The 11158-nt window shown below is 65.1% G+C and carries 11 protein-coding genes and 2 pseudogenes; 7 read left to right on the top strand and 6 right to left on the bottom strand.

Annotated features, from left to right (window positions below; all coding sequences use genetic code 11):
• Nucleotides 1-296: pseudogene (locus tag A5791_RS11210) on the top strand (LLM class flavin-dependent oxidoreductase); the annotation flags it as partial.
• Between the two features lie 65 nt (nt 297-361).
• On the opposite strand, the gene A5791_RS11205 reads toward A5791_RS11210, so the two are convergent.
• Complete coding sequence (locus A5791_RS11205; protein WP_067235636.1) at nt 362-820, bottom strand: SRPBCC family protein; 459 nt, start codon at nt 818-820, stop codon at nt 362-364.
• 60 nt (nt 821-880) lie between these two features.
• Here A5791_RS11205 and A5791_RS11200 point away from each other — a divergent pair.
• The 5 genes and pseudogenes from A5791_RS11200 to A5791_RS11180 all read left to right on the top strand — a co-directional run.
• Nucleotides 881-1150 (top strand): annotated as a pseudogene (locus tag A5791_RS11200) (hypothetical protein); the annotation flags it as partial.
• A gap of 59 nt (nt 1151-1209) precedes the next feature.
• On the top strand, nt 1210-1776 hold the full coding sequence (locus A5791_RS11195; protein WP_067235629.1) for a TIGR03086 family metal-binding protein: 567 nt from the start codon (nt 1210-1212) through the stop codon (nt 1774-1776).
• 56 nt (nt 1777-1832) lie between these two features.
• Nucleotides 1833-3116 carry a serine hydrolase domain-containing protein gene (locus tag A5791_RS11190; RefSeq protein WP_067235625.1) on the top strand — a complete coding sequence of 428 codons (1284 nt, stop codon included), beginning with the start codon at nt 1833-1835 and terminating at the stop codon, nt 3114-3116.
• Between the two features lie 74 nt (nt 3117-3190).
• Nucleotides 3191-5056: a fatty acyl-AMP ligase gene (locus tag A5791_RS11185; RefSeq protein WP_067235622.1), complete on the top strand. Its 1866-nt coding sequence runs from the start codon at nt 3191-3193 to the stop codon at nt 5054-5056.
• The gene (locus A5791_RS11180; RefSeq protein ID WP_156661145.1) at nt 5046-5780 is read left to right on the top strand and encodes a YqjF family protein; all 735 of its coding nucleotides are present in this window, start codon (nt 5046-5048) and stop codon (nt 5778-5780) included. The genes A5791_RS11185 and A5791_RS11180 overlap by 11 nt, the downstream gene beginning before the upstream one ends.
• Before the next feature lie 18 nt (nt 5781-5798).
• On the opposite strand, the gene A5791_RS11175 is transcribed toward A5791_RS11180, so the two are convergent.
• Both A5791_RS11175 and A5791_RS11170 read right to left on the bottom strand, forming a co-directional pair.
• On the bottom strand, nt 5799-6572 hold the full coding sequence (locus tag A5791_RS11175; RefSeq protein ID WP_067235618.1) for an SDR family oxidoreductase: 774 nt from the start codon (nt 6570-6572) through the stop codon (nt 5799-5801).
• A 258-nt stretch (nt 6573-6830) separates the two neighbouring features.
• Nucleotides 6831-7550, bottom strand: a complete 720-nt coding sequence (locus A5791_RS11170) for a DUF4190 domain-containing protein (RefSeq protein WP_067235614.1) — start codon at nt 7548-7550, stop codon at nt 6831-6833.
• Nucleotides 7551-7631: 81 nt separating this feature from the next.
• Here A5791_RS11170 and A5791_RS11165 point away from each other — a divergent pair, with 81 nt between their 5' ends.
• Complete coding sequence (locus A5791_RS11165; RefSeq protein WP_067235611.1) at nt 7632-8108, top strand: nuclear transport factor 2 family protein; 477 nt, start codon at nt 7632-7634, stop codon at nt 8106-8108.
• Here A5791_RS11165 and A5791_RS11160 read toward each other — a convergent pair.
• The 3 genes from A5791_RS11160 to A5791_RS11150 form a co-directional block, all read right to left on the bottom strand.
• Nucleotides 8105-9169 (bottom strand): alpha/beta hydrolase, encoded by a 1065-nt coding sequence (locus tag A5791_RS11160; RefSeq protein ID WP_067235608.1) that lies wholly within the window; start codon nt 9167-9169, stop codon nt 8105-8107. The genes A5791_RS11165 and A5791_RS11160 overlap by 4 nt on opposite strands.
• 224 nt (nt 9170-9393) lie before the next feature.
• Nucleotides 9394-10137: a DJ-1/PfpI family protein gene (locus tag A5791_RS11155; protein WP_067235646.1), complete on the bottom strand. Its 744-nt coding sequence runs from the start codon at nt 10135-10137 to the stop codon at nt 9394-9396.
• Nucleotides 10138-10172: 35 nt separating this feature from the next.
• Nucleotides 10173-11123 carry a GlxA family transcriptional regulator gene (locus tag A5791_RS11150; RefSeq protein WP_067235605.1) on the bottom strand — a complete coding sequence of 317 codons (951 nt, stop codon included), beginning with the start codon at nt 11121-11123 and terminating at the stop codon, nt 10173-10175.
• Nucleotides 11124-11158: the final 35 nt, after the last annotated feature.

Genomic DNA, 11158 nt, shown 5'->3' with positions numbered 1-11158 from the left:
CGGGCGTCATCGGTACGCCGGAGCGAGCACGCGAGCAGGTGCAGCGGCTCTGGGACAAGTCCGGCGGGTTCGGTTGCATGTTGCAGATGGGCCATGAGTGGGCCAATCCGGCCGCGACCAAACGATCCGCGGAGCTGTTCGCCGCCGAGGTGATCCCGCACTTCCAGGGGCAGGCGCAACCGACCCTGGATGCCGCCGCGCGCGCCGGTCAGGTGCGGGAGGGCCTGGCCCAGTCGCAGTTACAGGCCGTCGAGCACATGGCCAAGAAATATCAGGACGAGGTCGGTTCGAAGTAGCGGCTCGGAGCACAGCGACGAGTCAGCACGACTAGCCAAAACCCTTGCGCCCCAGGCGCTAAACGTTATCGGCCGGATTCGCGTTCGGCGGCCTTGACCAGCCGTCCCGCGAAGAACCGCACCGCGCCGCCCATCGCGGCCCGCACCAGGGGGCCCGTCCCGCGAACCTTTTCGACGAACGAACCAGTCCAGCGGATGTCGGTGCCGCCGGCGGCATTCGGCGTGAAGACGACCTCGGCCAGGTAATCCTCAACGGGCGCGGTTCCCACCAGTTTGTAGACGTGGCGACGGTCTTGTTCATATTCGACCGTTTCCTCCATGACGAAAACGGGCCAGGCGCCCACCTTGCGAATGGCCCCTACGCCGCCCGGCGCCGGGTCACCCTGGCGCGCCCAACTGGAGGTAAGGACGATCGGCTTGGCCCAATTCGACCAGTTTCCACCGTCGACCTCGAGACGGAACAACGTCGCCGCCGGCGCGCTACTGGTCTTGTTGACCTCGAACGTGTATTTCCGACCCGGCATGCGCGCACTCCCTGGTAGACCGACTGAAGACCTGACCGACCCTACCTGCGCCGCGTCGTCGTGAAGCCTCCAGGTCGCCATGCGGAATCAGACGCATACTCATCGCGCCGCGCGCATACTCAGCCTGTGAGTCGCGCTGACACCGTTTCAGTTCCGCGGGCACCCACCAAAGCCGACGTCGCTGCGGCGCTGCGGCTTATGGAGCCCTTGCGCAAGGTGATCAAGCCGAAGGTCTACGGCATCGAAAACGTTCCTGAGAAGGGGGCTTTGCTGGTCGGCAATCACAACACCCTCGGCGGTATGGTCGACGCTCAGTTGCTGGCTGCCGAGCGCGACGCCGACCCGAATCGCTCCCTGGCGAAAAGGCCTCTGCGGTCGGAAGACTGAGCATGGACACCGGCGGGCTGCACCTGGCGGTATGCCGGCGGTTCGGGTCCGCCGTCAGATGCGCCGACGGCAAATGGGGCCGCAGCTCCCCGTGCGCGGGCTGGCACGCCAGAGATGTGCTGGAACACGTCATCGGTTTTCACGATGTGTTGCTCTTGCGGCCCTTGGGCTTGAAACCACAACGCCCGCAGCATAATCCGCAACTGCGCTGGGACCTGACCTACGAGAGAATTCGGCAGGCCCTGGGCAATCGCGAACTCTTCGAGCGGGTCATTGAGGTGCCCGCGGTCGCGAACAATCCGGCGACGCAGCTGGATGCCGGAAAGTTGGTTCCGCGTCTGACGCAGGACGTCCTGGTGCATACCTGGGACCTGGCGCGGGCAGTCGGTGCCGACGATTCGCTGGATCCCGAATGGTGCGCGGCCTTCTTGGCGCAACTGCCGACCGATCCGCGCGCACTGAGTGCCTCTGGGATGTTCGCCGCACCGTTTGCCGTCGCGGCGGACGCCGACAGCCAGTCGAGGTTGCTGGCCCGCCTGGGCCGAGACCCGTCATGGCGGCATGACTGAACCGGCAAATCGTCATTTCTCGTGCGCCGAGGCGCCCTGGGCGGAATCATTCACATATGGCGAAGCCGTCTGTCCTCACCGCTGACAATGGCCTTCCATCCGGCGTGCAAGGCGCCTGCGATTCGCGTTTCGGGGCAGCCGTCAAAGCATTCTCGGCGTTGTTCCCCGCACGCAAGCTCGGCGGTGGGGCGCTGTCCGTGTATATCGACGGAGTACCGGTCGTCGACGTGTGGACGGGGTTCGCCGACCGAAAAGGACAGGTGCCGTGGACAGCGGATACCGGCGCCATGGTGTTCTCCGCCACCAAGGGCCTGTCCGCGACGGTCATTCACCGGCTGGCCGACCGCGGCCTGCTGTCCTACGAAGCGCCCGTCGCCGACTACTGGCCGGAATTCGGCGCCAACGGCAAATCCGAGATCACCGTCAGCGATGTGCTACGGCACCGATCCGGCCTGGCGCACCTCAAAGGCGTCGGCAAAGAGGAGATACTCGACCACCTCGCGATGGAAGCGCGGCTGGCCGAGGCGCCACTGGACTCCCTACACGGAAAGTTGGCCTATCACGCGATCACTTACGGGTGGCTGCTGTCCGGGCTGGCCCGGGCGGTGACCGGCAAGGGCATGCGTGAGCTGTTCCGCGAAGAACTCGCCGAACCCCTCGACACCGACGGTCTGCATCTTGGCCGTCCGCCGGCCGGAGCGCCGACAACCGTGGCCCAGACGCTGCTGCCGCAGGCCAATTTCCCTACGCCGGTCCTCGACTTTGTCGCGCCGAAAGTCGCGAATCTGTCGTTCTCCGGCGTGCTCGGCTCGATCTATTTCCCCGGCATCCTTTCCATGCTGCAGGGCCAGATGCCGTTTCTCGACGGCGAGATCCCGGCAGTCAATGGCGTCGTGACCGCGCGTGCCCTGGCCAAGGTGTACGGCGCCATTGCGAACGGCGGCGAAATGGAGGGATCACGGCTGCTGTCCGCCGAGTTAGTGGAAGGGCTGAAGGCAAAGCCCGACCTGACGCCGGACCTCAACCTCGGCATCCCGTTCACTTACCACCACGGCTACCAATCGTCGCCGATCCCGGGGCTGTTGCCCGGCTATGGACACATCGGACTCGGCGGGACAGTCGGATGGGCCAACCCCGACACCGGCAGCTCGCTGGCCTACGTCCACAACAGGTTGCTGACGCTGATGTTGTTCGACGTGGGTTCGTTCGCGGGATTGGCCCCGCTGCTGAGCAGTGCTATCGGGGCCGCCCGCAAAGATGGCCCACTCGAGGTGCCGCAATTGGGTGCGCCCTACTGCCAATCCGATCAGGAGGATGCGGCCTCCGGCAGCGTATCGTGACGACTCGGCTGCACGCTATCGGGCCCCAGATGCGGCACGGACTTCAGCCGATCCCGCCTGCATAGACTTCGGGTATGGATTTCGGTTCCGAGCAGGACTCCGCGGCTCCAAAAGGCCTGCTAGAGATCGACGATTGCCTGGACGCCGACGGCAACATCGCGTTGCCGCCAGGTACCACGCTGATCTCTCTCATCGAACGCAACGTCGCCAATATCGGCGACATGGTGGCTTACCGCTACCTGGATTACGCCCGGTCCGAGGGTCAGGCGCAGGAGGTCACCTGGTCCGAATTCGGCGTCCGCTTACGAGCCATCAGTGCGCGAGTGCAACAGTTCGCCGGACCCGGTGATCGGGTGGCCGTCCTCGCGCCGCAGAGCATCGACTGGGTCGCCGGTTTTTACGCGGCGATCAAGGCTGGCAGCATAGCGGTGCCGCTGTTCGCCCCCGAACTGCCGGGCCATGCGGAACGTCTGGAAATTGCGCTGCACGATTCTGAGCCCACGGTGGTGCTCACCACGACGGCAGGCAAAGACACTATCGAGAAGTTCCTGGCCGGCCGTCCGCAGCTGCGCCAGCCGCAGGTGATCGTCATCGATGAAATACCCGACTCGGCCGGCGAGCAGTTCACCCCGGTCGAGCTGGATTTGGACGCGGTTTCCTACCTGCAGTACACCTCGGGTGCCACCCGGCCGCCGGTCGGCGTGGAGATCACCCACCGCGCGGTCCAAACAAATCTTGTGCAGATGATCCTGTCGATCGACTTGCTGAACCGAAATACCCACGGCGTCAGCTGGTTACCGCTTTACCACGATATGGGCTTGTCCATGATCGGGTTTCCGACCGTATACGGCGGACACACCACCCTGATGTCGCCAACCGCATTCGTGCGCCGGCCACAGCGCTGGATTCAGGCGCTATCGGCCGGATCTCGTACCGGACGGGTGGTCACCGCGGCCCCCAACTTCGCATACGAATGGACCGCGCAACGCGGACTGCCCGCGCCCGGTGAGGACATCGACCTGAGCAACGTCGTGCTGATCATCGGGTCCGAACCGGTGAGCATCGATGCGGTGACGACGTTCAACAAAGCATTCGGCCCGTACGGATTGCCGCGCACCGCATTCAAGCCCTCGTACGGCATCGCCGAGGCAACATTGATGATTGCGACCATCGGCCACAACGCGGAGACGAAGGTGATCTACCTCGACCGCGAGCAGTTGGGTGCCGGCCGGGCGGTCCGCGTCGCAGCTGACGCCCCCAACGCCGTCGCGCAAGTGTCGTGTGGTCAGGTTGCCCGCAGCCTGTGGGGGGTGATCGTAAACCCGGACACCGGAACCGAATTGCCCGACGGTGAGATTGGCGAAGTCTGGTTGCACGGCGACAACGTCGGGCGGGGTTACTGGCGGCGGCCCGAAGAAACCCGGCTGGCCTTCGGAGCCAAGCTGCAATCGCGGCTCGCCGAAGGCAGTCACGCCGACGGGACGCCACTCGACGGAAACTGGCTGCGCACCGGCGATCTGGGCGTGTATCTGGATGGCGAGCTCTACATCACCGGCCGCATCGCGGACCTGGTGACCTTGGAAGGGGGGGACGGAGGCAACCACTATCCGCAGGACATCGAAGCCACCACCACCGAGGCGTCACCGCTGGTGCGACGTGGATACGTGACCGCGTTTGCCGCGCCCGCAAACCGTCCGCCAGGATCGGCCGGCGCCGGTGAGCAACTGGTGATCGTCGCCGAACGTGCGCCCGGCACCAGTCGCGCCGACCCGCAGCTCGCGATCGAGGCAATCCGTACGGCGGTGTCCAATCGCCACGGGCTCTCCGTCGCAGACGTCGTATTCCTGCCGGCCGGCGCTATCCCACGTACTACGAGCGGAAAGCTCGCGCGCCGGGCCTGCCGCGAGCAATACCTCAGCGGCGAATTGGGTGCGCATTAACGTCGGCGGCCCTTCGGTCACTCCGCCACCATTGGCCGGGCGGGTCACCTTTGATCAACGCTGGAATGACTTGACCTTTCTGCACTGGCCGACGCGCCCGGAGAACGTCGCCGACATGTACCCGCCGGGCACCCGCCCCGACATCTTCGCAGACGGCAGAACCTACGTGGGGTTGATCCCTTTCGTCCTGACGAGCACCAAACTCGGTGCCACACTTCCGCTTCCGTACTTCGGAAGCTTTGCGGAGACCAATGTCCGCCTCTACTCAGTCGACGACGCGGGCCGCCACGGTGTGCTGTTCCGGTCGCTGGAGACGGCGCGGCTGGCGGCGGTTCCCGTCACCAGGATCGGCCTCGGCATCCCTTACACGTGGGCGAAGATGCGGGTAACGCGGACGGCCGGCCAGGTCAGCTATCACAGCGTGCGGCGCTGGCCGCGGCGCGGACTGCGCAGCCACCTGACGGTAGCCATCGGCGACGTGGTCAAGCCGACGTCCCTCGAGGTGTGGCTGACTGCCCGCTGGGGTGCCCACACCCGCACGGCCGGCCGCACATGGTGGGTGCCGAATGAGCATGCGCCATGGTCGTTTCGGGCGGCCGAGATCATCGAGTTGCACGACGACCTGCTGAGCGCAAGCGGAGTCGAGCCAACCGGCGCGCCGTTGCGGGCACTGTTTTCGCCCGGTGTGCGCACGCGTTTCGGCCGTCGCTGCCTGGTTCGGTGAACTGAGCATCTTGCTATGTCAAGGGCAGGTGTATCCGCCGTCGATCACGATGTCCGAGCCGGTCATGTAGCTCGAGGCCGCGCTGGCCAGGTAGAGGTACAGTCCGGTCAGCTCCTCCGGCCGGCCTAGGCGGCCCAGCGGGATTCTCGGCTCCCACAGCGCGTGATACTCGACGAGAGGCTGCACGAGTTCGGTGAGGATGTAGCCCGGACTGACGCTGTTCACCCGGATGTTGTGCGGCGCGAACTCGACCGCCATGGCTTTGGTCAGGTGAGCGACCGCCGCCTTGGAGGTGCAGTAGTGGCCAGTCTCCTGGGGGACATTGACGATGCGACCGGACATCGATGCGGTGTTGATGATGACCCCGCCGTGTCCCTGTCGGACCATCGCCCGCGCCGCCGCCTGTGCGGTCAGGAACACGCCGGTCACGTTGGTGTCCTGGATGCGCTGGAACTCATCGAGCGACATCTCCAGCATCGGGACGACGCTTACGATGCCGGCATTGCAGACCGCGATGTCGATTCCGCCCAACTCCGCGGTCACCTGGTCGAGCATGCTCGTCACCTGCTCGTGTTGAGTCACATCGCAGCAAATGGGCACGACCTTGCCGCCGGCTGCCACCAACTCGCCGGCCACCCGCTCCAAGTCCTTGACATCGGAATGCAATGCGGCAATGGCTACTTCAGCTCCGGCTTCGACGTATGCCTGCGCCACTCGCTTGCCAATGCCGCTGGAACCGCCCGTCACCAGCGCCTTCTTATCGTGCAGGTCAAACAGGTCTAATACGCTCATCGGTTATCGATGCCTCCAGTAGTGGGGCCGGGTTGCTCGGGGCAGGTGACGTGAATTGCGCGGCAAGGAATTTCGGCGAAGCCACCCAGGCACATCAGCCACATCAGTCGCCGCGATGCTTGGCCATTCATTGCGCAATCTGATAGCACCCGTGACAGCGCTTTCCACACCCCGACATGGCGCACCCTTCTGGTACCCGAGAGGCAGATGTGACGAGACCGCCAAGGTCGCGTCGGAGCCGTCACTGACACCCAATGCTCAGCCCTTGATCGACCCGGTTCGCTCGCTGGAAAACGTTGCGATGCAAACCATATCGCGGTCACCCTGTTTCCATGAGTCCTCCGACGGAGGCATGACGGCCAAGTCGACGCTGGAATCGTCCATGGCAGTAGACGAATAGGACGCCAAGGCTTCGCGGCACTTCTGCTTGTAGCTCTGAAACACCGACTGAGCCGGGTAGGACCCGCCGGGCATCGTCAATACGCCAACCACCTCGCCGCGATGTGGACGATCGCAGCTGGTGGTGTTCACCCGCGAGACGCGGTTTCCGGTGGGGATATCGGCCCAGCAGTCACCGACTTTGGCGCTTCGGGCACTGGTGTTATGCGTCGGCGACAGAGCGCCGGCAACGATAGCCACAACCACAACCACTGCCCATAGGGCAGACAAAACCAGGCCCGCGATTGCCATTCCTCGGCCTTTTTGGCCGCCGGGTTTGGTTCTGCCCAGCGCAATGATGCCGAACGGAATGCTCAGCAATATTGCGCCGATGATGCCGAGAATCAGTGCGGCGACCGCAAACCCACTCGTGGTCCGAGCCTGAGGTGCCCCCTGCTGGTAGTAACCAGGCGCCGGCGGCGGATAGGGCGGCGGCTGCTGGCTCGGGGGCGGCTGGAACGGAGGTTGCTGGAACGGAGGTGGCGGCGGCGCGGCGGGCGGCTCGTAAGGGTACGGCGGGCCTGCAGGTGGTTGCGTCATTGCGTAAGAGTAGAACTGCCGCGGACCAGTGAGCAGCAAATTGCCGGACTTGTGCCCACCGCTCGTCCTAGGGTGTCAGTTATGGGCAAGTTCACCAGAGCCGAAATCGAGCAAGCGGTCAGCAACTACACCGCAGTGGCCGAAGGGTGTTCCGCTTCCGGCGACTGGCGGCCCTTCGCCGATCTGTTTACCGAGGACGTCGTCTACACCGAGCATCACTACGGGGTCTTTCACGGTCGTGAGGCGGTGCGGCAGTGGATCGTCGGCGTCATGGCGCCTTTTCCACACATGCGCTTCCCAAGCGACTGGATCGCCTTCGACGAAGACAATGACGCAGTCGTCATGATGATCAGGAATCTGCTCGACCACCCGACGGACCCGAACGGCGAACCGTTCTGGTTTCCGAACTGGACGCGGCTGGTCTACGCCGGCGATGGCCTGTTTTCCAGCGAAGAAGACATCTACAACCCGAACCGCGATGCGCCCCGAGTGGTCAACGCCTGGCTCCAAGCCGGTGGTCAGCTGGCCACCGGGGAAATTCCGCAGCCAAAGAGCTAGCTGGCAACCTCGCGAAGGTATTCCGGAGTGGCCTCCCGGATGTAATCGGCGATCTGGCGCAATGATCGATCGGCTTCCGGGACCAGCCCGGCGGCAATCTGGAAGCCGTGCAGCTGGCCAGGCCAGATCCGCACCTCCACCTGCACACCGGCGTCGGCCAGCCGGCGCGCTCCCAGACGCGCGTCGTGCAGCATGACCTCCGAACCCGAGACGTGGATAAGCGTTTTCGGCAGTCCACGTTCCACCCGCTCGAGCGGCTCGATGATGGCTTCTGGTGTCCCGTCGATGACCCGGCGGGCAGCGGCCTTCTCGATCAGGCCGTTGAGGAAGTCGAAAACTCCGGACGCGAACAACGCATCCGAATGGATGTTCGGGTGCGCTTGCTTGGAAGCGGCGCCCAACTGAAGCAGCGGGGACATTGCCACCAGGGCCGCCGGGTGCTCGCCGTCGCCCAACAGCCGCTCGGCCAGTGCCAGCGAAAGGTAGCCGCCGGCCGAATCCCCGGCGAGCACGATTTGGTCTGCCTCGTAACCGATCTCGCGCAGCCAGTAGTAGCCATCCTCGCAGTCGTCGATCGCCTGACCCAGCGAGTGCTTGGGCAACAAGCGGTAGTCCACCAGGAGCACCGGCGCATCGGCGAGACGCGAGAGGACCGAGCACAACCGTGCATGTGTGTGCTTTCCGCCGGCCAGGAATGCGCCGCCGTGCAGGAAGAGGATGACGCGTCCCGTGCCGTCGGCCGATTGCACGCCTTTCGCTCGTATGAGCTGGGCGGTGCAGTTCGCCAACTCCACGGTGGAGAGCACCGTGCCGGGGCTCGGCGGCAACGCGCGAGCGACGAAGTCGAGCGCACCATAGGGCCACGGAACTGGCAACTGGGTACCGATTGACAGCACCGGGCGCAGAGCGTGCCGCGCACCGAACGAGAGGAGTCGACCGGCCAGGCTGGGCGCGCCTTCCATGACCTCAACCGGCGCGCCGCCGTCATTGCCAAAGCGACGGCGTCGGCGCGAGCGAACGTCGCTGTGGTGGGGACGGGCCCAAGTGGCTAGCGTGGTCATCGCGCTTCCTTCGATTCGTTCCGCGGCGTCTGTGGCGGAATGGTCTCTGAATGTCCCGCTCTCTGCGGGATTGAGCACGATGCTTCCTGGAGCGCCTAAATGAGTTCTCTACGAGTTCTAAAAGGATCCTTGGAGGGCCGCTGGAGATAGTGGCGAGCAGACGCAAAAGCACCCGTTTTCGTGCCGAAACGGGTGCTTTTGCGTCTGCTCGCGGCTGGGCGTCGTCAGGCCGAAGAGCCCACCGGCAGCCGTTTGCGCCGCCGCGACCGGACCGCGGCCAGCGCTTGGTCCCACGCCAGCAATGTGGTGGCCTTGAGGTTGGCCGGCTTGGCACTGTCCTTGGAGAGCAGCGCTGTGGCCGCGGCTTTCGTGGTCGCCGACGCCTTCGACATGTGGCCGGAATCGAACGGCGGCTGTGGATCGTATTCGATCGCGAGCTGGATCGCCTTCGCCCGGCCTTCACCGGCCAGCTGTCCGGCCAGCCACAACGCCAGGTCAAGTCCTGCAGATACGCCGGCACTCGTAATGACGTTGTCCTGGTGCACTATTCGCTCGTCGCCAACGGGGATGACGCCGAATGCCTTCAACGCGGGGAGTGCGATCCAATGCGAGGTGGCCCGCTTGTCTTTGAGCAGACCGGCGGCTGCCAGAATCACCGAGCCCGAGCACACCGACGTCGTCCAACTCGCGGTCTGGTGGGCCTGGCGCAGCCAATCGAGCAGCTTCTCGTCGCGCGCGTGCACCGGAGTCGACGGGCCACCGGGTACCAGAATCACGTCGGGCGAAGGTGTTTCAGCTAGCGAATGCGTGGCGCCGAGCACCAGAACGCCGGAGTCGGCGGTGATCGGTCCGGCTTCATGCCAGACGAACCGCACCTCGGCGTGCGGCAGCTGACGCAACACCTCGTAGGGGCCGATCATGTCCAGCGCGGTGAATCCCGGATATGCCACGAAGGCGATTTGGGTCATCGTCATTCCTCTCTGGTAGGGCTTTTGGATTGTCGTCAGGCAAAAGCTTTTCGGTACTGGTCCGGCGAAACGCCGATGCGCCGAATAAAGTTGCGCCGCATGGTTTCTGCGGTGCCAAAGCCGCACCGGGCGGCGATCGCCACGACGGTGTCGTCGGACTCTTCCAGCTGCCGGCGAGCGGCTTCGGTGCGGACGCGTTCCACGTACTGCCCGGGCGCCTCGCCGACTTCGTCGGTGAACACCCGGGTAAAATGACGTGGGCTCATCGCCGCACGGCGGGCCAAATCATCGATGTTGTGCGAGCCACCCGGTTCGGCCTCGACGGACTCCTGCACCTCGCGGATGGGGGCCCGTTTGGCCCGCGGCATCCACACCGGCGCGGCGAACTGTGTCTGTCCGCCCGGGCGGCGCAGATACAGCACGAGCCAACGGGCGACCGTTTGCGCCACCTCGGTGCCGTGGTCGTCCTCGACCAGCGCGAGCGCGAGGTCGATTCCCGAGGTGACGCCCGCGGCCGTCCACACCGTCTCGGAACTGCGGATGAAGATCGGGTCCGGATCGACGTTGACACGGGGGAACTCGCGGGCCAAGCGGCCGGCGAAGGCCCAGTGGGTGGTCGCGCGGCAGCCGTCCAGCAACCCGGCCTCGGCCGCGAGGAACGCCCCGGTGCAGACGGTGACCAGGCGCCGGGCAGTCCGCGAGACCTCTTCGATCCACTTCACGAACTCGCGGTCGGATCGTGCGGCATCGACGCCGGCGCCCCCGGGGAGCATGACGGTATCGACCGGGTCGCCCGGGTCTGGCAGCGCTTCTGCCATGAAGGCCAGTCCGGTGGCCGTGGTGACCATTTGGCCGCCGGGCGACACGACAGCGACCTCGTATCCACCGCTGGTGAGCATCGATGCGCCCGTGAACACCTCATGGGGCCCCACCAAGTCGAGCGCCTGCACGCCGGGGAAGCCGACCATGAGCACTTTCCGAGCCATGGACCTAGTGTTGGCCAGGAACAGGCATGGCGTCT

Origin of the sequence: Mycobacterium sp. 852002-51163_SCH5372311, assembly GCF_001667115.1 — a bacterium.
In the GTDB taxonomy this organism is placed as follows: domain Bacteria; phylum Actinomycetota; class Actinomycetes; order Mycobacteriales; family Mycobacteriaceae; genus Mycobacterium.
Note: the sequence above shows the minus strand (reverse complement) of the source record. Positions and strands in the feature narration are given on the sequence as shown.